General features: G+C 66.0%; 21 protein-coding genes. 6 read left to right on the top strand and 15 right to left on the bottom strand.

The window, feature by feature from the left end; all coding sequences use genetic code 11:
- The first annotated feature begins 126 nt into the window (after positions 1-126).
- On the top strand, positions 127-1,461 hold the full coding sequence (locus AWC19_RS11435) for a TetR family transcriptional regulator (RefSeq protein ID WP_085078217.1): 1,335 nt from the start codon (positions 127-129) through the stop codon (positions 1,459-1,461).
- A gap of 24 nt (positions 1,462-1,485) precedes the next feature.
- On the opposite strand, the gene AWC19_RS11430 is transcribed toward AWC19_RS11435, so the two are convergent.
- The gene (locus AWC19_RS11430) at positions 1,486-2,292 is read right to left on the bottom strand and encodes a hypothetical protein (RefSeq protein ID WP_142281119.1); all 807 of its coding nucleotides are present in this window, start codon (positions 2,290-2,292) and stop codon (positions 1,486-1,488) included.
- Between the two features lie 312 nt (positions 2,293-2,604).
- Between AWC19_RS11430 and AWC19_RS11425 the strand changes: the two genes are divergently transcribed.
- The gene (locus tag AWC19_RS11425) at positions 2,605-4,137 is read left to right on the top strand and encodes a long-chain-fatty-acid--CoA ligase (RefSeq protein WP_085078215.1); all 1,533 of its coding nucleotides are present in this window, start codon (positions 2,605-2,607) and stop codon (positions 4,135-4,137) included.
- Positions 4,138-4,205: 68 nt separating this feature from the next.
- Here AWC19_RS11425 and AWC19_RS11420 read toward each other — a convergent pair whose 3' ends face one another.
- The 11 genes from AWC19_RS11420 to AWC19_RS11370 all read right to left on the bottom strand — a co-directional run bounded on the left by AWC19_RS11420 (position 4,206) and on the right by AWC19_RS11370 (position 19,066).
- Entirely contained in the window at positions 4,206-5,207 is a 1,002-nt protein-coding gene (locus AWC19_RS11420) for a spirocyclase AveC family protein (protein WP_085078214.1), read from the bottom strand.
- Positions 5,204-6,598 carry a protoporphyrinogen/coproporphyrinogen oxidase gene (locus tag AWC19_RS11415; protein WP_085078213.1) on the bottom strand — a complete coding sequence of 465 codons (1,395 nt, stop codon included), beginning with the start codon at positions 6,596-6,598 and terminating at the stop codon, positions 5,204-5,206. The genes AWC19_RS11420 and AWC19_RS11415 overlap by 4 nt, the downstream gene beginning before the upstream one ends.
- Before the next feature lie 58 nt (positions 6,599-6,656).
- The gene (locus AWC19_RS11410; protein ID WP_158090859.1) at positions 6,657-7,886 is read right to left on the bottom strand and encodes a cytochrome P450; all 1,230 of its coding nucleotides are present in this window, start codon (positions 7,884-7,886) and stop codon (positions 6,657-6,659) included.
- 142 nt (positions 7,887-8,028) lie between these two features.
- A complete protein-coding gene (locus AWC19_RS11405) occupies positions 8,029-8,880 on the bottom strand; it encodes an SDR family NAD(P)-dependent oxidoreductase (RefSeq protein ID WP_085078211.1) in 852 nt (283 codons plus the stop codon).
- A gap of 66 nt (positions 8,881-8,946) precedes the next feature.
- Positions 8,947-10,179, bottom strand: coding sequence for a serine hydrolase domain-containing protein (locus AWC19_RS11400; protein WP_085078210.1), 1,233 nt, complete (start codon positions 10,177-10,179; stop codon positions 8,947-8,949).
- Between the two features lie 28 nt (positions 10,180-10,207).
- A complete protein-coding gene (gene ribB / locus AWC19_RS11395; RefSeq protein ID WP_085078250.1) occupies positions 10,208-11,494 on the bottom strand; it encodes a 3,4-dihydroxy-2-butanone-4-phosphate synthase in 1,287 nt (428 codons plus the stop codon).
- Between the two features lie 297 nt (positions 11,495-11,791).
- Positions 11,792-13,237 carry a vWA domain-containing protein gene (locus AWC19_RS11390; RefSeq protein WP_085078209.1) on the bottom strand — a complete coding sequence of 482 codons (1,446 nt, stop codon included), beginning with the start codon at positions 13,235-13,237 and terminating at the stop codon, positions 11,792-11,794.
- Between the two features lie 17 nt (positions 13,238-13,254).
- Positions 13,255-14,130, bottom strand: a complete 876-nt coding sequence (locus AWC19_RS11385; protein WP_085078208.1) for an AAA family ATPase — start codon at positions 14,128-14,130, stop codon at positions 13,255-13,257.
- Positions 14,131-14,163: 33 nt separating this feature from the next.
- Entirely contained in the window at positions 14,164-15,411 is a 1,248-nt protein-coding gene (locus tag AWC19_RS11380) for a glutamate-5-semialdehyde dehydrogenase (RefSeq protein ID WP_085078207.1), read from the bottom strand.
- A gap of 32 nt (positions 15,412-15,443) precedes the next feature.
- On the bottom strand, positions 15,444-16,874 hold the full coding sequence (locus tag AWC19_RS11375) for a mechanosensitive ion channel family protein (protein WP_085078206.1): 1,431 nt from the start codon (positions 16,872-16,874) through the stop codon (positions 15,444-15,446).
- Complete coding sequence (locus tag AWC19_RS11370) at positions 16,871-19,066, bottom strand: adenylate/guanylate cyclase domain-containing protein (RefSeq protein ID WP_085078205.1); 2,196 nt, start codon at positions 19,064-19,066, stop codon at positions 16,871-16,873. Before AWC19_RS11370 ends, AWC19_RS11375 begins: the two co-directional genes overlap by 4 nt.
- 123 nt (positions 19,067-19,189) lie before the next feature.
- Between AWC19_RS11370 and AWC19_RS11365 the strand changes: the two genes are divergently transcribed.
- Positions 19,190-20,062 (top strand): ribokinase, encoded by an 873-nt coding sequence (locus AWC19_RS11365; protein ID WP_169718108.1) that lies wholly within the window; start codon positions 19,190-19,192, stop codon positions 20,060-20,062.
- A gap of 44 nt (positions 20,063-20,106) precedes the next feature.
- The gene (locus AWC19_RS11360) at positions 20,107-20,724 is read left to right on the top strand and encodes a methyltransferase family protein (RefSeq protein ID WP_085078204.1); all 618 of its coding nucleotides are present in this window, start codon (positions 20,107-20,109) and stop codon (positions 20,722-20,724) included.
- On the opposite strand, the gene AWC19_RS11355 is transcribed toward AWC19_RS11360, so the two are convergent.
- Both AWC19_RS11355 and AWC19_RS11350 read right to left on the bottom strand, forming a co-directional pair.
- On the bottom strand, positions 20,696-21,112 hold the full coding sequence (locus AWC19_RS11355) for a UTRA domain-containing protein (RefSeq protein ID WP_264072830.1): 417 nt from the start codon (positions 21,110-21,112) through the stop codon (positions 20,696-20,698). The genes AWC19_RS11360 and AWC19_RS11355 overlap by 29 nt on opposite strands.
- A gap of 13 nt (positions 21,113-21,125) precedes the next feature.
- Positions 21,126-21,452 (bottom strand): hypothetical protein, encoded by a 327-nt coding sequence (locus AWC19_RS11350; RefSeq protein WP_085078202.1) that lies wholly within the window; start codon positions 21,450-21,452, stop codon positions 21,126-21,128.
- Positions 21,453-21,808: 356 nt separating this feature from the next.
- Between AWC19_RS11350 and AWC19_RS11345 the strand changes: the two genes are divergently transcribed.
- Positions 21,809-23,143: an aminotransferase-like domain-containing protein gene (locus AWC19_RS11345; RefSeq protein WP_085078201.1), complete on the top strand. Its 1,335-nt coding sequence runs from the start codon at positions 21,809-21,811 to the stop codon at positions 23,141-23,143.
- Positions 23,144-23,150: 7 nt separating this feature from the next.
- Here AWC19_RS11345 and AWC19_RS11340 read toward each other — a convergent pair whose 3' ends face one another.
- Positions 23,151-25,205: an NAD(+) synthase gene (locus AWC19_RS11340; protein ID WP_085078200.1), complete on the bottom strand. Its 2,055-nt coding sequence runs from the start codon at positions 25,203-25,205 to the stop codon at positions 23,151-23,153.
- A gap of 59 nt (positions 25,206-25,264) precedes the next feature.
- Here AWC19_RS11340 and AWC19_RS11335 point away from each other — a divergent pair, with 59 nt between their 5' ends.
- Positions 25,265-25,804, top strand: coding sequence for a cysteine hydrolase family protein (locus AWC19_RS11335; RefSeq protein ID WP_085078199.1), 540 nt, complete (start codon positions 25,265-25,267; stop codon positions 25,802-25,804).
- The last annotated feature ends 2 nt before the right edge of the window (positions 25,805-25,806 follow it).

The raw sequence follows: 25,806 nt of genomic DNA, 5'->3' as shown, positions 1-25,806 counted from the left end.
GACACGAAACCCGATGAGCAACACCGATGCTCATCACGCTGAGAATGAACGCTCGGTGGCCCGAACATCGGGATTCGACGTCGCATCCACCCATGACCTGCGTGCCCCATACGGAGGTAACGTCGCATGAGCCAGACGACGGAGGACACCGCTGGGCGCATCGTCGGGGCGGCTGAGGCATTGCTTGGCGAGGTCGGCCTTGACAAGACGACGCTAGACCTCGTCGCGGAAGCCGCGGGCCTCCACCGCGCCACAATCTATCGGCATTTCCCGGGAGGCCGCGACGAGGTGCTGGTCGCGGTGATGGAACGACGTTCGAGGCGCCTTGTCGGCCGACTGATGACACACGTCGCCGCTGAGCCGACGTTCGCCGAGGCGCTCGTGGAGGGAATCGTGTTCACCGCCGAGGAGACCCTGCGTTCTCCGGCGATCGCACCATTGTTCATCGCGGGGCAAACGAGCCGGGCCAGCGCCGCCGCGCCGGCATCCCGCGTGCTCAGGTCCATTGTGCGAGAAGCCTGGCAGCCCCTGCTGGAGCAGGCCAAGGCCCGCGGTCAGGCGGGTGAGGGTGTCGACATCGACGTCCTCGCCGAACTCCTTCTGCGATTGTTGTTCTCGCTGATGTCCGACTGGCAGAACACGCCTCGAAGTCGCGAGGAGACCAAAGACTTTCTGCGGGCGGTACTCACACCCTACGTCACCGCCGGTGCCACCCCGCGTGCCCGGGTGGCCGAGAAACCTGCCTCCCCGGCCATGCCGGTCCACGTGGAAACCAAGGATTCGACAACCAGCGACCAAGCCGTGGCAGATCGACTGTTGGAGAGCGCTGCCAAGCTGTTCCGCGAAAAGGGGTACGAGCGCAGCAGCACCCGGGAACTCGCCGAACGCCTCGGAGTCCGTCAACCGTCGCTGTACTACCACGTCAATTCCAAGCAGGATCTGCTCGAACGCCTGTGCATAACGAGTTTGCGCCGGCTCAGCGCCACGGCGCAGGCCGTCGCCGACAATCCCGATGCAACGATCTGGGATCTGATCGTGGCCCACGTCAGATCACTCGCCGCAGACCGCGACCTGCATCTCGCCCGAATCTTCGAAGAGGACGCACTGGTGGGCCCGGCCCGCTCACGGGTGGCTGCCGAACACGACGCGTATGCCGCGCTGATTCGCCAGATCATCGAAACACAGCAGGCTGCCGGCCGGTTGCGGGCCGATATCGATGCCGCGCAGCTGTCGATGGCGTTGCTGAACCTGCTGAACTGGACAGTCTTTTGGGTCGATCCCCAGGGTCCGGCATCGCCCGGCGAGGCAGCCGACGTGCTGGCGGAGGTGTTCATCCACGGCGCCGGAACCGGCCGCCCCGATTCGACCGCGGCGCGTGCCAAACGTTCGACGCGCCAACGGACCAAATCGGCGGCGGGCCACAGCAGGCGGCGGGCAAGCGGACAGGCGGGCCAAAGCTGACCGGTGCGTTCGAAGGCTTGCCGGTTAGCGGTTCGCTGTCAAAACTCCTGCCGGATCGGCGATTTCAGATGTCTTAGGCTGTAGCCGAAGCGGCGATCCATACCTGGCCGCGGCCGCCGAGATCAGCCAGATGACCACGGCCGACAAAGCCATGGTTACCGCCGAGGCGATCCACATGGCCGCGATAGGCGGCCCCTGCACGTTCATGGCGATCCAGGTCGGCCATGCCAGGCCGTAGATCATGCCGATACTGACAATCGGGATGAAAAATCCCGCGAGCGCTTTCGTGCCCTTCAGCCAATGACGCAGCAGGAAGAAGGCGTAGCCGACGACGAAAAGGTATGCGGTGTTAATGAATGCCCAGTACAGCGGAAACCCGAGGATGTCGAACGGCTGAGGGCCGTAATACTTGTAAAGCCGTGTTGAAAGCCACGGGTATTCCACCGCTGTGTCGAAGAGGCCACCGGCGATGGCAAGCATGAGCAGGGTCTTCCTCGACCCGCCGCGGTCCATCACCTTGTATACGGCCCATGAGCCCAACCCGTAGTAGATGGCATAGCCCAGTGGGAAGAAGATGGCCCAGGTGCGTCCGTAGACCGTGAAGGGTACCGACATGTGGACCGTGAACCACAGCCGCGAGGCCGTGTCGTCGAGCGGTTCGACGAACCCTGCGACACCGGTCCCCAGCATGATCACCAGCAGCAGTGGTTGCCGGCGGATGACCGCATAGAGGGCGACCAGGAGGATGACGATCGCTTCGGCGGTGTTGAAGAACCACTCCGCCCCATGGACAGGGATGAGATCGAAAGGTGGTTGAACGCTGCCAAACACGTCGAGGACTCCTTCTCGGTCGCGCTCGGCGATCAACCGGGGGTTGCGATGAAGCGTCGATGCCGCCGCGTCCCTGTGAGTGCATTATCCCCCGCCCAACCTATCGTATAGCGAGACAATTCGTCAATATCGTAGTCCTATCGAGCTCCGCTACTAATGTGCTACCGTGTCGCGCATGTATGGCGGGTGCCAGAGCTCTTGGATATGGGCAAGCAAAGCGGCTTTGCCCAATCTCGCCCTTCAGAAGATGTTCGGCCGCTGGGGTTTTGGATGTCTGGCGGTACCCGGCGGCCCGCGACCGGGAGTCGATTGATGCCCATTGCCGGCATGATTCGCCGTCATGCCCAAGCGCGACCCGATCACATCGCTCTGAAATGGGATGGCGGTTCGTCAACCTATGCGCAACTACACGAGCGGTCGAACCGACTCGCGCAGGCCCTGTCCGCCAATGGCGTCGGCCCCACCGACCGGGTGGCGATCCTGGATCACAACGGGCCCGCGCACGTCGAGGTCATGGTTGCCACTGCCAAGTTGCGAGCGGTCGCGGTTCCGGTCAACTTCAGGCTCACCCCACGTGAAGTGCTCACCATCATCAACGATTCGCAGGCTCGGGTGATAGTGGTCGGAGCACCGTTCGCCGACATCGTGAAAGCCATTGCCCCGGGCTTCGTGCGCCCGATCGTGACGATCCCCCTCGGACAGTCCTATGAGTCGTGGCTGGGCGCCCACCCCGCTGTCGATCCCGGTGATGAACCCGCCCCCGGGGACACCTGTCTCCAGCTGTACTCATCTGGGACCACCGGCGCTCCCAAAGGCGTCGAGATCAGCGCACTCGGCTTGAAAACCTGTATCTCCCTTTACGAACCGCTGACAGGGCTCGACGGCGATGCCATCCACATGATGGTGCTGCCGTTCTTTCACATCGGCGGAACCGGCATGGCTCTGGCAACTCATCTGACCGGCGGCACGAACTATATAGTGCGACAGGCTGTTCCGGAGCACCTGCTGCAGGTATTGGTGCACCAGCGCTGCACCCACACCACCCTGGTGCCTGCCGTCGTCCAATCCATGCTGCAAGTTCCCGGCGTCAGCGACATGGACTTCACCGCGCTAAAGTCCATCGCGTACGGAGGCTCACCGATCACCGAAACGTTGCTACGTGAGGCGCTCGCCGTATTTCGCTGCGACTTCTGCCAGGCGTACGGGCTAACCGAAAGTTGTGGAACCGTATCAATCCTTCCTCCCTCTGACCACGACCCCGACGGCTCCAACACGCATCGGCTGCGTTCTATCGGTAGGCCGGTGGAATCGGCGCAGATACGTATCGTTGATCCGGAGACACTGAAAGACGTTGCGACACATCAGGTCGGCGAACTCTGGATTAAAAGCCCCCAAGTGATGAAGGGCTATTGGGGGCGGCCTGATGAAACCGCTGAAACGATCGTCGACGGCTGGCTGCGCTCAGGGGATGCCGGCTACTTCGACGACGACGGGTATCTCTATCTCTACGACCGGGTCAAAGACATGATCATCTCGGGTGGGGAGAACATTTACCCCACCGAGGTCGAGAATGCGCTCGCATCGCACCCCGCGGTCCTGGAAAGCGCCGTGATCGGCGTGCCCAGCCGGCGGTGGGGGGAGACGCCGAAAGCGATTGTGGTCCGCCGGCCGGGGGTTGACGTGACCCAGGACGAGCTGATCGCACACTGCCGAGGACTCATCGCCGCCTACAAATGCCCGACGAGCATCGAATGGATCGACACATTGCCGCGAAACGCGGCGGGGAAGATCCTCAAAAAGGAGCTCCGCGCCCCCTACTGGGCAGCAGCGAGTGTCAGTCGTTGACGTTCCCGACAGCGACGGGTCCCGTAGGACCGTGGGTCACGTGCCGACTTGGCCGGCACGAACCGCCGTCAGCAGGCGTCCGCGTCGGTCTGGCAGAGACCTGCACGCATGTAGCTGGGCATGCCGGGCGGGGCGACGGTATGTGCTTGGGCGACAACGGTGCCTCCGACCGCATAGATCACCATGCCGACGGTCGCGAACCCGATCACGGCCAGCGTGCTCATCGCGGTTCCTACTCGGGGGGCTAACCGGCTGACGGTGTCCAATCCCCGCTCCACCCAGCACCGGCCGCGATCGTCGCGGTAATAGCGCAGGGCTGTCACCGCCGTGAGGACGGGGCCTCCCCAGAGGATCGGATCGAGCAGCAGGGGTAACTGATACCTGGTGCCTGGCCATAGTGTCAGGCCCGGCACGTTGCCGCCGATCCATATCAGCCAGCCGGCCCGGGCCAGCGGCTCCTCGAACGCCACCATAAAGACGATGGCGACCAGCCACCAACAGCCCAACAGTCTAATGGGCCCAAGTCGGGGCCAGCGCTTGCTCAACGCCCGCAGGAACGCGCAACCCGCAACCGGCACGAGCGCCAAAAACATGTACGACGGGAACTCGATGAGGAACGTGCTGGGGAACCGCCGGACACCAGCGGACATCCAGCCGGGGATATCGGCATTCCATGAGCCGAGGTTGACGTAGTAGGCGTTGAACGCCACGACCGGACGGGTGAAGTTGGCCACCGTGTCCAGCCAGGCCAGCGACATGAACGCGCACCACAGCTTGGCGTCGAAGGTGAAACGACCCGCTCGGATGCATCCCCGAACGATCCACAACGTGGCGGCTAGCCCCGCCGCAACGAACAGCGGCTGCAGGATCCACGCCCACATCTTGTCGGACGGCGGCACCGGGTCGGGTCCAAGCGGTGCCGGCACCAAATCCGGCGACAACAGCCAGCTCGCATAGACATAGGCCTGGACGACGACCGCGATTGCGCCGATCGTGGCCCACACGTAGGCCGTTGCTATGCGGCGGCCCTGGTGTCTGTCGCGCGCCGGCGCGGCTGCGCCGGCGCTCATGACGCGCTGCGAGCTGCCAGGCCCGTCTTGGTCGACGCGCCGAGTGCCGCGATGAGATCGTGCGCGGCACGTTCCCCCGCCGAACTCGCGGTGTTCATGCTCGACGGCGCGAAGTAGTCACCGGCATGGAAGACCAGGCGATCGTGCTCGCGGCGCATCGCATTGAACTTCGCGAGGTCCTTGTAGTAGCCAACCCGGCTGCAGAAAACCGCTTCGCGCCAATGCTTCACATGCGCCCACTCGATCGTGTCACGCACACGGGGCATCAGCTTCTCCGCCTCGGCGAGTACGGTGTCGACAGTTACCTGATCGTCCTCATCGATGAGCTGCCTGGTCAGCGCATCGCTGGTGTACAAGGTGAGTTGCCCCTTGCCGGGCGGTAGAGAGCCGGGGTACTTGTTGTGCTCGTAGACCGCGGTGACGATTTCTGACCACTCCGGGTGGATCGTGTAGGAGGCCTTGATGCCGACGGGACCAGGCTTCGACAGCGCCAGCTGTACCGAACTCATTGCCGCGTAAGGCACGTCAGCCAAAAATTGGCGCCGCCATGGGTCCAGGGTCACATGGATCGTCGCGGCGTCGTGTGCCGCGACCGCAATAATGCACGCGGCGTAGCGGTCGGTCCGCTCACCGTGTGGACCTGTCCAGGTGACCGCAACCTCGTCGTCGCGTTCCTCGACCTCGGTGACAGCAGCGTTGAGTGTGACGTCGAACCGCTGGCTCATCAGCCTTGAGTAGCTGCCCATCCCGCCCCGGAAAGCCAGCCAACGGCTGCCCAACCCGGAGTAGCGATGCAGCATGAACAGTAAGTCGTTGTTAGAGACCACGTTGGCCGGAGCAGCCGCCATCGACTTGACCGACGGCGCGACGATCCGCTCCAGGATCTCGGGGTTCAGCCGTCGCCGGGTGTACTGCTCAGCGGTTTCGAAATCATGCGACGCAAAGGCCGACAAGTCTTCGTAACGGAGCGAGCGCAGTGCCCGGTACCCGTCGAACACCAACCGTGCCAAGGTGAATCGGGAGCGCATCGACAACGGGAAGCGCGGTGCGTCGCGCAGCAGGTGATCGGTGTCGAGCCAGAACATGTCGTCACCGCCCCACAGAAACCCGAGCACGGAACCGGCGGCTTCCAGCTCGCCGTCCAGTCCCGCGTCGTGCACCAATCCGCACAGGCTCTTGTACGCCGTCCACATGACGTTGGCGCCCTGATTCAGGGTGAACCCGTTGCGGTAGATGGAGTGCGTGCGCCCGCCCACATGATCGTTCGACTCGTAGACGTGCACGCGGTAGCCCGCTTGCTGCAGCCGGAACGCGGCGGCCATCCCGGCCACTCCGCCACCGATGACCGCGATTTCGGCACCCGGCAATTGCGAGTTGGTGTCACTTGCCATATCGTGTTGTCTCCTATTGCGAGTGCCGCTGATCAAATTCCCATTAGTCTCGGACGCGTCAGGTATCCCATTCGGCGCGCAGGCCGCCCAATAGCGCGCGCACAAAGGTCGAGGGCATGTACTGCAAATCGCAGTCCTCGGACAGGCGCAACGAAGGGATGCGCTGAGCGAGCGTGTGGATGCCCACCCGCAATTCGACCCTCGCGAACGGGGCACCCAGACAGTTGTGTGTGAACTTCCCAAACGTCATGTGCGTCCTGGCATTTGCACGGTCACTGATGTACTTCTCCGAATCGGTGAACTCCGCCTCATCCCGATTGGCCGACAACACCGACAGATGAACCAACGACCCGGCCGGAATGAGCACCCCGCCAAGTTCGCAATCGCGGGTTGTGACCCGGTGGATCCCGGTCAGCGGCGGCCGCAGGCGTAATCCCTCCTCTGCTGCTCGCGCAGCGAGGTCCGGGTCGTCGACCACCTTCTGCCAAAGCCCTTGGGAGAGCAGCAAATGAATCGCGTTGCCCATCGCGGTGGCCGTGGTCTCCATACCGGCAATGAGGATGCCGAGCACCATGCCCAGCACCTCGGTCTGCGAGAGCACTGGTTCATCATCAGCGGTCGCGAAGATGAGGTGGGTAAGCAGATCGTTCTCGCCGCGCGGGTTCGCACGGCGGTCCTCGATCAGTTTCCGCGCGTAACGGACGTATTCGCACTGCCCCTCGGCAACCGAATCGACCAAATCGGCTGGGATGCTCTCGTTATTCGCCAGGAACAGTGCCTGCATGGCCCACCCGTAGAGCATGTCGACGTCGGCGGGTGGCACCCCGAGCATCGGCGCGATGACCTTGATCGGGATCTTGTGCGAGTACTCGGTTGCGATATCAGCCTTGCCGTTGTCGATGAAGGCGTCGATCACTTCGTTGGCGATCCGACCGACGTCGCCTTCGGCCGCATTGGCCATCCTGGCGGTGAACGCCGGCTGAACCAGCTTGCGGATCCGGGTGTGCTCGGGTGGGTCCATCGACGTCAGGCTCAGCTCAACGGGCCAGCGGCCGTCGGGCAGATCATCGCGAAATCGTTCGGGCACCGCGACGGGGACCCCGCCCATCGCCGCACTGGAAAAGGTCTCCGGCGAGCGGAGCACCTCCTCGATGAGCGCATAGGACGAAACGCACCAGGTGTTGTGCTCGGGCACGAAGAAGACCGGAGCCTCGGTGCGGGCGCGGGCCCAGCCGGTTGCCAGGTCGTCGATCGGGGTCAGAGGGTCGATCGGCTGGAATCCGTGCATCACCGGACACCCCGTCGGCGCCGTGGCTTTTGCGGCAGTGTCGGTCTCGGAAGACGTCTCAGAAGACGTAACGGAGGACATAGTCAGGATCTCTCCAAAAGAGTTGGGTGCTATGACTTTTCGTCCTACATCGCCGTTGCGACTATCCGAGCGAGAGTGGCAGCTTGGCCATCACGCCGCCGTCGGCGACCAGGCTTGTGCCCGTCACGTAACGGCCGTCATCGCTCACCAGGAACAGCGCCGCGCGTGCCAAATCGATGGGTTCGGCTACCCGCCCAAGGGGAATTTGTGCCTCCATGGCCGCAAAGACCGACCGGTCGACACCGGCCGGGCGAACCATCTCGGTGTCGACCACGCCGGGGCACAGCGCGTTCACCCGGATGTTGCGCGACGCCAGTTCCAGGGCCGCTGTGCGGGCCAGGCTGACCACGCCGGCCTTGGCCGCACAATATGCCGACAGTGCCGCGTGCGAAGCCAACGACTCGATGGAGGAAATCAAGACGATCGAGCCGCCTCCGGCGGCCGTCATCGGTCCCACGGCGGCCTGGATGGCGCGGTAGGCCCCGACCAGGTTCACGTTCAGCACCGCGGCGAAGTCGGCGGCAGGTACTTGCTCGATCAAGCCGTGGCTTGCGACGGCGGCGTTGTGGACCAGGGCGTCGACCGAGCCCCATGCGTCAGTGGCCCGGTCGATCGCGTTCGCCCAGTCGTCGTCGCCGCCGATGTCGAGATGGGTGAACATGGCCTGTTCGCCGATTTCATCGGCGAGCCGCTTGCCTGGGTCGTCGAGAATGTCGGCGACGATGACGCGAGCGCCCTCCGCGGCGAACAGCTTGGCTTGGGCCGCGCCGAGTCCGCGGGCGGCGCCGGTGATCAGAACCACCCGGTGCTCGAGCCGCTTCCATGTCCGGTCATCCGCTTCGCGGCGCACCCCACCTGCCCCGACGACCTGCGCGAAGTCTCGTTCTGCGGTCTTGATCACCGATTCGCTCATCCTGCACTGCCTCCTTATCGCATCGTTGCGAAGCGTTCCCCTTGAAAAGATTGCGTGCCCAAACTTCTAGGCCCACAACCCGTCTCTTCCGGGCGAATAACCCAGAGCGTTGTATGTGGCGTCAATCAGCGACTGAGCCCGCTGATCGATTGCCACGCTCGAGCCCATCTTGTTGCAGACGTACCCAAATGACATGTGTGCCTTAGGGTCTGCAAATCCGATGCGGCCACCAAACCCGGGATGTCCGAATGCGTCTTCCGACAGTCGCATGCTGTCGCCGCCACCCGGCGTCCGCCGGTTGTCGAACGCCTTCCAGAAACCGAAACTGAATCGCGTCTGCATCAGCACGAAGGCGTCGTAGCCCGCAGACTGCACCGAGCCCAGCCGCGACAGATCATGTGGTTGCAATAATCGGACACCGTCCAGGCTGCCGTCCAGGGACAACGGTGCGTACAGCCTTGCCAGCGCTCTGGCGCTGGCAATCCCACCTGCCGAGGGATTTTCGGCTGCGTACGCCGCCCGACTGTCGGTGGCACCGGCACCGTAGAAGCTACCCGCGTTGAGGGCCAGGTCGTGCTGGATGGTGCCTGGAGTCGCGCTGTTGATCCAGACCTGCTGGATCGGTTCGTCGGGCCCCGGTGGATCCGCCGCGATCGACACGGCCACCTTCGCGTCATACTCGGCGGGCATACCAATCCAGAATTCGAGGCCGAGGGGCTCGGCGATTTCCTCCCGGAAAAACCTGCCGATGGACCTCCCGGTGACGCGCTTGACCAACTCCCCGATCACGAATCCGAACACCAAGGCGTGATAGCCGTGCCTGGTGCCAGGTTCCCAGCGCGGCTTCGTGCGAGCAATAGCCGCACTGTAAGCATCGTGGTCCAGCAGAATCCCGTCCGGCAGCCGTTCGGTCGTCGACGGGATACCGGCCTGATGACTCAGCACCCAACGCACCGGGATCTGGTCCTTCCCGTGCTGAGAAAATTCTGGCCAGTAGCTGGCGACCGGCTGATCAAGGTCGAGAAGGCCTTGCGAGACAAGCATGTTCGCGACGATCGAGGTCGCTCCCTTCGTGGCGGATTGCAGGACCGTCATGGTGTCTTGCTCCCACGGCCGACCCGTTTCCTGATCGGCCGTACCCGCCCATAGATCGACGACTGGTTTGCCGCGAAGGTAGACCGCGACGGCCGCGCCAATTTCACCACGTTCGGCGAAGTTGCGGGCGAACTCCTCACGCACACCGACGAACCGAGTATCGCAGTAGCCGCCGATGGCGGCATGGGCGGACAGCGGACTCATCGAAGCGGTCTCCTTTTGGCGGGCAATGTCATTCACCCACCGCCCGCAGCGTGCCGAGTTGGTCGTTTCCCAGGTGGCACAGCTTGGTCTGTTTGGCCGACAGGTAGCGGTGGTTGTGCGCAGTTGCAGGCAGCCACAGCGGGACTCGCTCTACGCCGATACCGGCGGCTTCCAGCGCTTTGCACTTCTGCGGATTGTTTGTCATTAGGCGGACCGAAGTCACGCCGAGGTCGACCAGTATCGCCGCGGCGTCGTCGTACGACCTTGCGTCAACCGGGAGACCCAACGCAACGTTGGCCTCTACCGTGTCAAGACCCTTGTCCTGCAGGGCATACGCGGCTACCTTCGACGCCAACCCGATACCGCGGCCCTCGTGTCCTTGTAGATAGATGATGACACCGCGCCCGGCATCGGCTATCCGGAGTTGGGCGTCTTGGAGCTGTTCGCCGCAGTCACATCGAACCGAGCCCAACGCATCGCCGGTGAGGCACTCAGAATGCACACGGACTAGTACGCCGGCGCCCAGGTCACCTAAAACCCAAGCAGCATGCTCGATTTGAGTATCGAGTGAGCGATATGCGTACAAAGTTCCGGATCCCGCGGACGTCTTCAGCCGCGCGGACGCGACACGGGCGACTGCGGCACCCCCATGCTTGGCAGGTAAAGGCCCGGCACCGGACAAGTGCAGGTACGCAACGAGCTGATCGATCGTAATGCACTCCAAGCCATGCGCTTTGGCGAACTCGAACAGCGCGGGACGCCGGGCCAGCGAGCCGTCGTCGTGAACGATTTCAGCCAGTACGCCCGCCGGCTCCAGACCCGCCAGTCGCACAAGTTCCAGCGACGCCTCCGTATGACCGGGTCGGCTCAACACACCGCCGTCGCTCGCCCGCAGCGGAAACACGTGGCCGGGGCGTACAAAATCATCGGCACTCGCGTTCGGTGATGCGATCGCGCGGACCGTCGCTGCGCGATCCGCTGCAGAGATCCCCGTGCTCGTGCCCCGTCTAGCATCCACTGAAACGGTGAAGGCTGTCCCGAACATGTCTTCAGGAGCATCGACCATCAGCGGCAACCGCAGCTCATCCGCACGTGCTGACGGGATGCTGACGCACAGCAGGCCGCTGGTGTGACGGACCATAAACCCGATGGTCTCCGGCGTCGCAAGCTCGGCGGCAAGGATTAGGTCGCCTTCATTCTCACGGTCCTCGGCGTCAATCAGGACAACACATTCGCCACGACCGACCGCGCGGATCGCCCGGTCAACGGGATCTGCCGGCAAGCTTTCTGGCTCGAATAGCGGTTTCAGCGTCATCATGATCCTGCTCGTCGTGGGCGCTATCGGCCATCGCAGCCTATCGCAAGGCGCTTCATTTGGTCAACTACGTCGCACAGCGGGATGCGATGCGCCGGAGTGTTTGTTGTCCCCGCCGATAGGTGCGTTTGTGCAGAGAGGTGGAGTCGATCGATGCCTGCTACCGGCGCGCCATCCGCGCCGCGGGCTTTTTGCGACCCAACAAGCTGCTGCTGCCACGAACCACCGAAGCCGCCGTGATCCTTTCAGGCTTCCACCGTTTCGAAACGAGGCGCACGCCGATGGCGGCCGCGGCCCTCACACCGGGAGCAGCTGATCGATCACCGCGGCCAGCTGCTTGGCGGACCGGCATTCGTGCATCGTGATCACCTCTTGGTAGCGCGGCACCGCCGAGTCGCCGCTGCCCCACAGGTGCTTGGGCTCGGGGTTAAGCCAGTGCGCGTGCCGGCTCGCGGTCACCATGTGGCTCAACAGCTCGGTCTCGGGGTTGCGGTAGTTGGTGCGGCCGTCCCCGAGCACCAGCAGCGAGCTGCGCGGCGAGAGCACGTTGGGGAACGCCTGCACGAACGAGGCGAACGCGTTGCCGTAGTCCGAATGCCCGTCGCGGCTGTAGACGCCGGCCTCCCGGGTGATCCGCTGGATCGCCACCGCCAGGTCGGCTTCGGGGCCGAACATGTGCGTGACCTCGTCGGTGGTGTCGATGAAGGCGAACACCCGCACCCGCGAGAACTGTTGGCGCAGCGCGTGCACCAGCAACAGGGTGAAGTGGCTGAACCCGGCGACCGACCCCGACACGTCGCACAGCACCACCAACTCCGGGCGCGCCGGTCGGGGCTTGGCCAGCACCACGTCGATCGGCACCCCGCCGGTCGACATCGACTTGCGCAGCGTCTTGCGCAGGTCGATCACCCCCGCGCGGCTGCGGCGCCGACGGGCGGCGAGCCGGGTCGCCAGCGTGCGGGCCAGCGGCGCCACCACCCGCTGCATCTGGCGCAGCTGTTCGCCGGAGGCGCGCAAAAACTCCACGTTCTCGGAAAGCTGTGGGATGCCGTACATCTGGACGTGGTCGCGTCCGAGCTGCTCGGCGGTGCGCCGCTTGGTCTCGGCGTCGACCATCTTGCGCAGCTGCGTAATCCGCTGCGCCGCTAGGGCTTTGACGATCTGCTCCTGGGTGGGGGTGGGCTCGTCGCCATACGGGGCCAGCAGCCCCGCCAGCAGCTTGCCCTCAAGCTCGTCTAGCGCCATGGCCTTGAGCGCCTGATACGACGAGAACGACGGACCGCGGCTGGAATTGTACTTCCCGTAGGCCTCCACGATCCGGGCGATCATGGCGGCCAGGCGCTCGTCCATCTCGGCGAGGTCGGGGTTTTCGGTCAGCAGGTCCAGCAGCATCTGCCGCATCGCCTCGACGTCGTCGGGCGGCAACGCGTCGTCACCCGCCTCGCCGGCCTCCTCGTCGACGACCACCGCCCGTGCGCCCAGGGCGGCGGGGAACCACAGGTCGAACATGGCGTCGTAGGTCTCGCGGTGATCGGGGCGCCGCAGCACCGCGCAGGCGATGCCCTCGCGCAGCACCTCGCGATCGCCCAGGCCGAGGGTGGCCATCACCCGGCCGGCGTCCACCGTCTCCGACGGACCGACCGAAATACCCTGCGCGCGAAGGGCTTCGACGAAGCCGACCAGATGCCCGGGCAGCCCGTGCGGCGCGAGCGGGCGGGTGGGACGGATGCGCCGGGCGGCCATCAGATCGAGCCCCTTCCTTAATTGAGCCGGAGTTCCCCGGCCGCGCGCTGCTGGTCGGATTGATGCTTGAGGACCACGCCGAGGGTGGCGGCGACCACCGCGTCGTCGATGGTGTCCAGTCCCAGCGCCAACACCGTGCGACCCCAGTCGATCGTCTCGGCGATGGACGGCACCTTCTTGAGCTGCATCCCGCGCAGCACGCCGATGATGCGCACCAGCTCCTCGGCCAGGTGCGCGGGCAGCTCGGGGACCCGCGACAGCAGGATGCGACGTTCCAGCTCGGGGCTGGGAAAGTCGATGTGCAAAAACAGGCAGCGACGCTTGAGCGCCTCGGACAGCTCGCGGGTGGCGTTGGAGGTGAGCACCACGAACGGCGCCCGCTCGGCGACCAGCGTGCCCAGTTCGGGGACGGTCACCGCGAAGTCCGACAGCACCTCGAGCAGCAGGCCCTCGATCTCGATGTCGGCCTTGTCGGTTTCGTCGATGAGCAGCACCGTCGGCTCGGTGCGCCGGATCGCGGTCAGCAAGGGCCGCTGCAGCAGAAATTCCTCGCTGAAGACGTCGTCCTTGGTCTGGTCCCAGTCCCCCGAGCCGGCCTGAATGCGCAGTATCTGCTTGGCGTGGTTCCACTCGTAGAGCGCGCGGGCCTCGTCGACGCCCTCGTAGCACTGCAAACGGACCAGGCCCGAGCCGGTGGCCTGGGCGACGGCGCGGGCCAGCTCGGTCTTGCCGACGCCGGCGGGACCCTCCACCAGCAGCGGCTTGCCGAGGCGGTCGGCCAAAAACACCGCCGTCGCGGTGGCGGTGTCGGGCAAATAGCCGGTCTCGGCCAGCTTCCGCGAGACGTCGTCGATGTCGGCGAACAGCGGCGTCGGCCGGGCGGGCACGCTCACAATCTCGGTTCTCCTAAAAGTTTTTCGAACACGTCAGGCCGGGCGGGTCTGCCCGTCGCCCCACGCGATCCACTTGGTCGAGGTCAACTCCGGCAACCCCATCGGGCCGCGCGCGTGCAACTTCTGCGTCGAGATGCCGATCTCGGCGCCGAACCCGAACTGCTCACCGTCGGTGAAGGCCGTCGACGCGTTGATCATCACCGCGGCCGCGTCGACGCCGTCGCTAAACCGTTGGGCCGCAGCCATGTTCGTGGTCACGATGGCCTCGGTGTGCCCGGTGCCGTACTCGTTGATGTGGGCGATCGCGGCGTCCACCCCGTCGACGACCGCCACCGCGATGTCCATCGACAGGTACTCGCGGCGCAGGTGCGATTCGTCGGGATCCAAGTGCACGGCCACCCCGGCGTCCTGCAGGGCGCCGACCAGCCTGGGCATGGCCTGCCCGGCGATGGCGGCGTCGACCAGCAGCGTCTCGGCCGCGTTGCAGACGCTGGGCCGGCGGGTCTTGGAGTTCAGCAGGATCCGTTCGGCAACGTCCAGGTCGGCGCCTTCGTGCACGTAGACGTGGCAGTTGCCGACCCCGGTCTCGATGGTGGGCACCTGCGCGTCGCGCACCACCGCGTCGATGAGGCTGGCTCCCCCGCGCGGGATCACGACGTCGACCAGGCCGCGGGCCTGGATCAGGTGGGTGACGGTGGACCGATCGGCGGCCGACAGCAGCTGCACCGCGTCGGCGGGCAGGTCCTCGCTGACCAGCGAGGCGCGAAGCACGTCGACGAGCGTCTGGTTGGACCTGGCCGCCGACGAGCTGCCGCGCAACAGCACGGCGTTGCCGGACTTGAGCGCTAGGCCGAAGGCGTCGACGGTGACGTTGGGCCGGCCCTCGTAGATCATGCCGACCACGCCGAGCGGTACGCGCTGCTGGCGCAGGTGCAGGCCGTTGGGCAGGGTGTAGCCGCGCAGCACTTCGCCGACCGGGTCCGGCAGGCCCGCAACCTGCCGCAGGCCGGCGGCGATCCCCTCGACGCGCTTGGGGTCCAGCGCCAGCCGGTCCAGCATTGCGGCTGGTGTGCCGGCGGCGCGGGCGGCGTCGAGGTCTTCGGCGTTGGCCGCCAGGATCTGCTCGGTGTGGGAGCCGATCGCCTCGGCGGCGGCCTGCAGCGCCGCGTCCTTGGCGACGGTCGGCAACAACGCCAGCGCGCGGGCGGCGATCCGGGCGCGGCGTGCGGCGTTGTGGACCTCCCGGCGCAGCTCAGGGCGCGATGGAGCTTGCACACTCATTGAACCAGGGTATCGGTCCCCGGCCGGGCGGGTCAGGTTGGCCCTAGCGAGGTCGCTTCACCCGATCGCTCCCCGCGGCGCGCCTCTCGCACTTTCCTGCGGCGCTCTTCGAGGATGTGACCAAAGTTCTGCAGCAGCAACGGTTCTCGCATCACCAAATGCTCGATGTGTTCACGGTCGATCTCCAGCGCGGTGACTTCCTCGAGCGCGTACGCGCTGGCCAGGTTCGGTTGCCGGGTCAGCGCGGTCAAGCCGAGGAACGAGCCCTCCACCAGGGTGCTGATCGGCACCACCGACCCGTCGTCGGCCGGCGCGGAAAGCTGGACCCGCCCGGCGACCAAAAACGTCATCGCCGAGGGCACTTGACCGACGTATTCGACGATTTCGTCGGCGCCGTACCGAACGAGCCGGGCGCAGGCGTGCAGGGACCGCTGCTCGTCGGGGTTGAGCCGCAGGGCCGGCGCGGCGACCATGCGCACCGCCTTTTCCACGCGTTCGGGCGTCGAGTAGTCGTCGTCGCTGCCGTCGAGGTGTAGTTCTTCGCGCCGCGCCGCGTACCAGACCCAGCGCAGGAACGTCGAGCGCGCGGCGCCGTCGTCGGCGGGCGAGCTCAGCCCGATGCTGGTGCGGTATTCGCCGGCGCCGACGGGCACCGAGCGGGGCACGCTGTCGGCCTTGAGCTGGGGCAGCTGGCAGGCGATTCGGGACAGCATCGCGCAGACCCGGTCGGGCGGATCCGCGGGTGAGAACGTGGTCGTCAGCACGAGTTTGTAGGTGGCGGCCGGGCGGCTGAGGTTGACGAACGACGTCGTGGCCAGCACCGAGTTGGGGGTGATGCGGGTCCCGCTGCCGGTGTCGATGTGCACCGCCCGCCAGTTCACTTCCACGACGCGTCCGCGCCCCGTGGGGGTGTCGATCCAGTCGTTGAGCCGGAACGGCTGTTCGAAAAGCATGAACAGGCCCGACACGATCTGGCCGACGGAGTTCTGCAGCATCAGCCCGATGACGACCGACGTGACGCCCAGCGCGGTGAACAGGCCCCCGACCCGCACGCCCCAGATGTAGGACAGGATCACCGCGAGGCCGACGCCGATCAGGGTGAAGCGCGCGACGTCGAGAAAGATGGCGGGCAGGCGCTTGCGCCAGCTGTCTTCGGGCGCGGCTTCGAACACGGCGGCGTTGAGCCCGGACAGCAACAGCACCAACACCAAAAAGCCGAACACGGTGGTGAGCAGCCGCACCGGGACCTCCCCGGCCGGAATCTCCGCGGCCTTGACCAGCAGCAGCAGCAGCGCCCCGAGCGGCAGCAGGTAATTGCGCAGCAGGCTCACCTGCCTGGCCAGGTGGCTGTTGCGGCGGGCGAGCGCGTGGTGGATTTCGGTCAGGAGGATCAACGCGACCGGAAACCCGACCGCGATAGCGATCGCCCAGTAGAACCAGGAGGAGTGCCAGGTGTTCGTCATCGCTCGGACAACCGGTAGATGGCCTGTTCGCTCCCACCCGCCGAAATGGTGCCGGCCGGCGTGAAGTGCCGCACGTCGCGCATCGCATCGTACACCTGGGAGCTGACATAGATGCCCGACTGCGGTGAGCCGCTGTGCATTTGGTAGGCCAGGCTGACCGCGGCGCCCCACATGTCGTAGACCAGGCTCGATCGGCCCACCAGCCCGCTGATCACGTTGCCGGTGTTGATGCCGATCCGAAGGCCCAGCTCGTGGCCGGTTTCGCGGTTGAACCGCTCGACGATGCGGCGAATTTCGACGGCGAACTCGACGCTTCGGTGAATGCAGTCCAGCCGCGGGGTGATCACCCCGCAGCTGGCAAGGTAGCCGTTGTGGAACGTGCGAATGCGTTCGACGCCAAGGGTTTCCGCGGCGGAGTCGAATTGCCGGAACAGTTCGTCGACGATCCCGACCAACTCGTCACCCGGCAGTTCGTTGGAGATCTCGTCGAGCCCGACGATGTCCGCGTAGATGATGGCGACGTCCTGGTGCTTTTGCGCGATGGTCGCCTCGCCCTCTCGGTACCGCTGGACGACCGACTCCGGCATCAACGCCAGCAGTAGCCGATTGTTCTCGTTGCGCTGCTCGTTGAGCAGTTCCTCCTTGATCGCGAGGTTGCGGCTCATCTCGTTGAAAGCCGCCGTCAGGTCGCCGATCTCGTCGCGGGACAGCACCGGGATGTTGATGTCGTAGTCGCCGGAGCTGATCTTTCGCGCGCCCTCTTCGAGGCGCCGCACGGGCCGCATCGCCGCCTGGGCGATCAGCATCGAGGCCACGCAGATGACGAAAACCATTGCGGTGACGGCGATGACGAGCGTCTTGCTGAACCGCCCGAGCCGCGCGAACGCGTCGGAGTCGTCGCGCGTCGCCAGGATCGACCAATGCAGGTCGGAGTTCGGAATGTTCAGCGGGCCGTAGGCTTCCAGCTCCCGATGCCCGGTGTAGTCGGTCGCGCTCATGACCCCCGTCTCGCCGCGCTGGGCGGCGCGCAGGCCCGCGGTGGCAACCGGCTGCACCAGCGTTGTGCCGCCTAACCGGATCGCTTCGTCCACCACCTGGGGCGGGGTGCCGGCGTCGATCGCCTCGCGTCGGTACTCCTTCGGGTCTTCCAGGAAAAGCCGTGAATCCGACCGCATCAGGTCGTCGGACCCCGCCAGATAGGTCTCGGTAGAGGCGCCCATGCCGGCGGGCACCCATTGCTTGTTGGAGGTCATGATCCTATTGATCTTCGCGATCGGCACCGGCAGGGCCATGACGCCGTCGATGCGGCCATTCATCCCGACGGGCGACACCACCCAAGCCGTGGGGGTGTCCAGTTGCGGCTGGTAGGGCTGAAAGTCTGTGATCCACACGAAGTCAACGTCGTTGGAGCGCATCGCTTTTTGGTAGGCGTCTTTCAAATTCGATTCGCGGTAGGGGCCGTTGAGGATGTTGGTCCCGAGGTCGGGGCCCTTCATGACGCTGTAGACGACGTTGCCCTGCGTGTCCAGCAGCAGCGCGTCGCGGTAATCGAACCGGGTGACGATGCCGCGAATGTAGAAGTCGAAGCGGGCGTTGGCCGCCGACCAGGCGCTGCCGTCGCCGGCGTCCTCGACGGGCATCGGGTCGGTGGCGGACCGGGGCGGTGCGGTGTAGTACGCCTGCAGGTATTTCTGCGCGTTGGAAGTGGGCAGCACGGCGTTGACATCGATGTCGTCCCCGGTCGCGCGTTTGATCGGTTTGATCATCTGGTTTTCGTAATAGCTGACCAGCGCCTGCTGTTGGGCGGGGCTGATCGTCGCGTTGGCCAATTGGTTGAACCCCGCGGTGAGCGCGGTCGTCGCGTCGTTGACGCTGAATCCCCCGCTATAGACGATCAGCGAATTGGTCACCTCCCGGAACAACGACTGCAACTGTCGGCGCTGCGATTCCCGCAACTCGATCAGCCGCTCGGACTCGACTTGCCGCAACGCGTTGCGCCCGGAAACCGCCCCGATCAGGCCGATCACCGAGACGCCCAGGATGCTCGACAGCAGCATCGCCACCAAGATTTTCGACTGGATACCGAACCGGAACCGGTGCCACAGCACGGGCCGGCGCACGCGCTCCCGGGCCTTCGGGGCCGGCGCCGTCTCCGCGTCCGGGACCGCGTCCGTGGTTTCGGCCGACGTCAAGCGCGTTCCTTCCTGTCGACGCACCGATCACGCAGCAGACTAACGCGCGAACATCACGATAAAAGGCATTTGTCATAAAGCGATTAACGCGAAAAACGTCGGCGCGAGATTAACGTCGGCGTCATGACGACGCGCGTTTGTGTGGTGGGCAGCGTGAACATGGACTCGACGTTCGCCGTCGAGTCCCTGCCGCGTCCGGGCGAGACGGTGCTGGCGTCCACGCTAACCTCCGCGCCCGGAGGCAAGGGCGGCAACCAGGCGGTGGCGGCGGCGCGAGCCGGCGCGCGGGTGCAGTTCGTCGGCGCCGTCGGCGACGATCCCGCCGCCGAGCGGCTGCTTGCTCACCTGCGCGCCAACGGCGTTGGGCTGGACGGCACGGCGACGCTGCCCGGGCCGAGCGGCAGCGCGGTCATCGTGGTCGACGCGAGCGGCGAGAACACCATCGTGGTGGCGCCGGGCGCCAACGCGCACCTGACGCTGGCCGCCACCGCGCGCGAGGTCGTCGCCGGCTGCGATGTGCTGTTGACGCAGTTGGAGATTCCGGTGCCGGTGGCGGTGGCGGCGGCTCGCGAAGCGCGTTCGGCCGGGGCGGTCGTCATCGTCAACGCCTCTCCGGCCGGCCGGGACCCCGGCCCGTTGAGCGAACTGGCGCGGGCCGCGGACGTGGTGATCGCCAACGAAGCCGAAGCCGCCGAATGGCCCTGGCCATCAACCCACTTGGTGGTCACCATGGGCGCCCGCGGCGCCCGCTACGTCGGCGCCGACGGGGAGTTCACGGTGGCCGCACCGGCGGTCGAAGCGGTGGATACCACCGGTGCCGGCGACGTGTTCGCGGGAGTGTTGGCAGCGAACTGGCCGCACCAGCCGAGCGCGCTGGGCGACCGGCTGGCCGCGGTGCGGCGGGCTTGCGCCGCGGGGGCGCTGTCGACGCTTGCCGCCGGCGCGGGTGACTGCGCGCCCGATGCCCCGGCGATCGACGCGGCGATGCGAAGCTGATGAAATAGCACCGTCTGCGCCGACCACACGGAAGGAGCCTGCTGATGCCCGCCACCGCCGCCGCCGACATCGCCCTGGTGCTCTTCTCGATATTCGGGGTCCTCGGCTTTGGCTGGCGCAGCTGGCTCCAATATCGGCGCACCGGTTCGACCGGCTTTCGGGGTGTCAGCGCCGGCGGCGTGACCGAGCGCCTCGCCGGGTTCGGCTTCGTGGTCGCGTTGATCGTCGCGGCCAGCGGCCCGATCTTGCAGGAGGCCAAGCTAGTCCATCCCGTCTCCGCGCTCAGCGCGGTCGGCGTCCAGGCCGTCGGCGTCGTGGTGGCGACGGCCGGCATCGCGGCGACGGTCTACGCGCAGCTCGAGATGGGCGATTCCTGGCGCATCGGGGTCGACCAGCGCGAAACCACCACGCTGGTGCACACCGGGGTGTTCGGCCAAATCCGCAATCCCATCTACACCGCCATGCTCATTTTCGGCGTCGGGATCACCCTGGTCACGCCGAACCTCCTGGCCGGCGCGGGGCTGTTGCTGCTCGTCGCCACCATCGAACTGCAGGTCCGCGGCGTCGAGGAACCGTACCTGCTGCGGACCCACGGCGATGACTACCGGGCCTACGCCGCCCGCGTGGGTCGCTTCATCCCCGGCGTCGGGCTCCTTCGTTAGCGCACCTCGCCACATCGTGGGCAATGGTCAAGCCATCGGCCATTTCCAGTTCATCGGCCGTCTGGCTCAGCAGCACGCGGCTACGGCTGGGAGACAACAGAATCGACAGGTGGTGATGCGGTGCGTCGACCACGAATCCGAGGCAGTTGATACGCAGCAGTGCGGCGCCGATCGCCGTGTCCAGCAGACGTGCGCTGCGCGGGCCCGCGATTTCGGCCTTGATTTCGTGTCGCATCCGGTCCACGACGATCCCGACGTCCGACAACAGTTCATATAGCGGTTCCCGTCGCAACGCCGGCTCGGTCAATGAGCCGGCCAGCTCGCTTGGAAGCCACCCTTCGCTGACCATCAATGGCTCGCCGGTCCGGCGTTGTCGCCGCAACCGCACGATGTGCAGCAGGTCAGCGTAGCGCGCGGATCACACGCGCATAACTGATCCCGCACTCGTGGCGGATCGTCACCGTGCCGAATCGCGCCAGCTTGTCAAGCAGCCGGCAATTCTCGAACAGAGCAGAGGCACATAGGCTTTGATCTCGATCGAGAAGGTTTACCAGGATGGTAAGCATCGACATGCCGATGCCTCGTGACTGATAGCGATCCTCCACCAGGAGGCCTAACTCCCGCCAGCCATCCGAAGTCAGTCCCGCACTGGCTAATCCGATCACCTCATCCGGCTGGCGCTCGCAGACGGCGACCAGGGCGATGTGCTCGGCGCTGCCGGCCAGCACCGAGCGCAGGTACGACTCTGGGAATATCGAGGATGGTCCCAGCCATCTCGAGTAGCGCGTTGCCGCGCTGCAACGCTCGTGCATGGCCAGGACCGCAGCACGATCGGTTTTTTTGACGTGTCGGACACGGATGGCAGGCGGGACCGCGTTCGCCGGCGTGCGACTCGTGGCGGCCGAAAATGAGCCACAGGGAGCGCTAATCGGTCACCACCTCCTGACTTCGTTTGGCAAGCTTATCCGCCCCAACTAGGACAATCGAATAATTGTCCTAGATACAAGCCCACAAGGCGGCTGGGCCGCGGGTCCGCCCGTGGTAGAACAATCGGTAAATTGTCCTAGCTGAAGGGCGGGTTTCGATGGCGACCAGCCGCTACACCGCGATCGTCGACCAGCTGACCGCGGATATCCGGGACGGGCGCCTGTCGCCCGGCACTCGCCTGCCCACCCACCGCGACCTCGCCCGCCGGCATGGCATCGCCCTGGCCACCGCCACGCGCGTCTACGCGCACCTTTCGCGCGCGGGATTGGTGGTTGGCGAACCCGGCCGCGGTACCTTCGTCCGCGACCAGGGCGGCTATGGCGGCTTGGACGGCCGCCGTATCGCCTCGGCGTCGCGGGTCGCCGACTTGTCGTTCAATCAGCCGCTGGCCGCCGGCCAGGACGAACAGCTACGGGAAGCGTTGCGGCACATGGCCGCGACGGGCGACTTGCGGTCGGTGCTCACGCAGCATGCGCCCGGCGGCGGGTCCCGCGACAGGGCAGCGGTCGCCACATACCTATTGGACCGCGGAATCGACGTCCCGCCCGACAATGTCGTGCTGACCGCAGGATCTCAGCACGGACTCGACATCGCGCTGCGCGTGCTGGCGCGACCGGGGGCCATCATCGCTGTCGATGAACTGACCTATCCCGGCATCAAGCTGCTCGCCGACGACCGCGCCCTGGAGCTCGCCCCATTCCCTTCCGGCCTCCAGGGGCCGGACTTCGACGCGCTTGCGGCGCTGTGTTCGCGACGGCGGGTCGCAGCCATCTACACCATGCCCACGCTGCAAAACCCTCTCGGCTACACCATGTCTGGGGCGCAGCGCGTTCGCCTGCTCGGAATCGCCCATCGGCACGACTGTGCCGTGATCGAGGACGGCACCTACGCTTTCCTCGCTCCAGATTGCGGCCCAACGCTTTACGAGTTGGCACCGGAACGCACCCTGCACGTCGCGAGCTTGTCGAAGAATCTTGCCACCGGTCTACGGTTCGGTTTCGTCGTGGCACCCGACGCGCTCGTCGCGCACGCCAAACAAGCGGTGCGCGCGTCGAGCTGGGGCACCTCGAGCCTGGTGTCGGCGCTGGTGACCGGATGGCTGGCCGACGGCACGGTCACCCTGCTCGAGAAGCGCCGGCGCGCCGACGCGCGGGCGCGTCAACGAATCGCCCAGCGCGCGTTGGCGGGACTCGACTACCACGGGCAGCCGTCGAGCTATTACGGTTGGCTGCGGCTGCCGGAAAACGTTCGCGCCGAACGCATTGCGCACGAGTTGGCGGACGCGGGCATCCTGGTGTCGACGGCGGAAGCCTTTTGCGTCACACCGCACCCGCCCAACGCCCTGCGACTCGCGCTTGGTACGCCAGAGCATAACGACCTCGCCGAAGCGCTGGACCGCGTGCGTCAGATCGTGCTTTCGGCGCAGTGGTAACGCGAACCTACTCCTCGGGGATCTCACGTTCGATCTCGTCGAGCCAGATCCGCGCGGACATGTCCGAGGGGGCGCGCCAATCGCCGCGCGGCGACAGCGCACCGCCGTGCGACACCTTGGGCCCGTTGGGCAGGGCCGAGCGCTTGAACTGGCTGAACGAGTAGAACCGCTGCACGAACACCCCCAGCCAGTGCCGAATCTCCTTGAGCGAGTAGCACGGTCGCTTGTCCTCGGGGAATCCGGGCGGCCAGTTGCCCTGCTCGGGGTCGCTCCACGCGTGCCACGCCAGAAACGCGATCTTGGAGGGACGGAACCCGAAGCGCAGCACATGAAACAACGAAAAGTCCTGCAGCGCGTAGGGTCCGACCTTGTCCTCGCTGCTCTGCAGCTCCTCCTCCTCGCCGCTCGGCACGAGCTCCGGAGAGATCTCCGTGTCCACCACCGACTGCAGCACGTCGGTGACGTCGGACCCGAATTGGCCGGACGAGATGACCCAGCGGATCAGGTGCTGGATCAAAGTCTTGGGCACGCCGCCGTTGACGTTGTAGTGCGACATCTGGTCGCCCACGCCGTAGGTCGACCAGCCCAATCCAATCTCGGAGAGGTCGCCGGTGCCGAGCACGATGCCGCCGCGCTGGTTGGCCAGTCGGAACAGGTAATCGGTGCGCAGGCCGGCCTGGACGTTCTCGAAGGTCACGTCGTAGACCTCCTCGCCCCGGCCGAACGGATGGTCCATCTCCTTGAACATCAGCTTCGCGGTCTCGGTGATGTCGATCTCTTCGAAGGTGACACCGAGCGCTCGGCACAGCTCGACCGCGTTGCGCTTGGTGCGATCGCCAGTGGCGAAGCCGGGCAGGGTGAACGCCAGAATGTCGCTGCGGGGCCGCCCTTCGCGGTCCATCGCTCGCGCCGCGACGATGAGCGCGTGCGTGGAATCCAGGCCGCCGGAAACCCCGATGACGATCTTCGGGTAGTTCAGGGCGCGCAACCGCTGCTCGAGCCCGGAGACCTGGATGTTGTAGGCCTCATAGCAATCCTGTTCCAGGCGTTCCCGATTGGCCGGCACGAACGGGAAGCGCTCGATCTCGCGGCGCAGCCCGATGTCGCCGGACGGCGGGTCGAGCCGGAATGCGATGCGCCGGAACGACTCTGCCGAGTTTCGGTGGTGGCGCCGGTTGTCGTCGAACGTTCCCATCCGCAGTCGCTCGGCGCGCAGCAGCTCGGTGTCGACGTCGGCCACGCTGCGACGCTCGCCCTTGGGAAAGCGTTCCGAGGAGGCCAGCAGGACGCCGTTCTCCCACACCATGGTCTGGCCGTCCCACGCCAGGTCGGTGGTCGATTCGCCCTCGCCCGCGGCGGCGTAGACGTAGGCGGCCAGGCATCGCGCCGACGCCGAGCGCGCCAACAGGCAGCGGTCGTCGGCGCGGCCGATGGTGATCGGGCTGCCGGACAGGTTGGCCAGCACCGTCGCACCGGCCAGGGCCGCTTCGGCGCTCGGCGGGATGGGCACGAACATGTCCTCGCAGATTTCGACGTGCAGCACCAGGCCGGGGAAATCGGAGGCGGCGAAGAGCAGGTCGGGGCCGAACGGGGCCTCGATCGAATCGGCGGGGCCGCCGATGCGGATGGTGCCGCGCTCGTAGTCGCCGGGCGCGATCTGGCGGCGCTCGTAGAACTCGCGGTAGGTGGGCAGGTACGACTTGGGCACCACGCCCAGCACGGTGCCGCGGTGGATGACGACGGCCGTGTTGTAGATGCGGTTGCGGTGCCGAAGCGGGGCGCCGACCACCAGGACCGGCAACAGGTCGGTCGAGGACGCGACGATGTCGCGGATGGCTTGCTCGACGTCGTCGAGCAGCAGGTCCTGCAGCACGATGTCTTCGATCGAGTACCCGGACAGCGTCATCTCCGGGAAGACGGCCACCGCGGCGGCGTCGTCGTGGCAGTCGCGCGCCAGCCTTAGGACAGCTTCGGCGTTGGCCGCCGGATCGCCGATCGTGGTGTGCTGAGTGCAGGCCGCGACCCGGACGAAACCCTGCGCATAGGCGTTGTAGAAGTCCATTGCCCTTCCATTGTCGCCCGACAGTTGTCAACTCGTTGCGGGCGGGTATCCCCCGAGGCATGAGCGATACCGCCGTCGTCGTCATCGACATGATGAACACCTATCGGCATGACGACGCTGAAGATCTGATACCCAATGTCGAGAAGATCGTCGACCCCCTCGCCGATCTGGTCCGCCGGGCGCGCGCGGACGACGGCGTCGACCTGGTCTATGTCAACGACAACTACGGCGATTTCGGCGCCGAGTTCTCCGACATCGTGCGGGCCGCCCTCGACGGGGCGCGGCCCGACCTGATCAAGCCGATCGCGCCGGCCGGCGGCAGCCGGCTGATGACCAAGGTGCGCCACAGCGCGTTCTATGCGACGGCGCTGGCCTACCTGCTCGGCCGTTTGGAGACCAAGCGGCTGATCCTGACCGGCCAGGTCACCGAGCAGTGCATCCTCTACACCGCGCTCGACGCCTACGTCCGCCACTTCCCCGTCGTCATCCCGACCGACGCGGTCGCCCACATCGACGCCGACCTCGGCAAGGCGGCGCTGACGATGATGGAGCAGAACATGTCCGCCGAGCTCACCACCGCGGCGGACTGCCTGGGCTAGGT

It is taken from the genome of Mycobacterium palustre (assembly GCF_002101785.1).
Lineage (GTDB): Bacteria > Actinomycetota > Actinomycetes > Mycobacteriales > Mycobacteriaceae > Mycobacterium > Mycobacterium palustre.
This window is presented reverse-complemented; position numbering and strand designations above follow the sequence as displayed.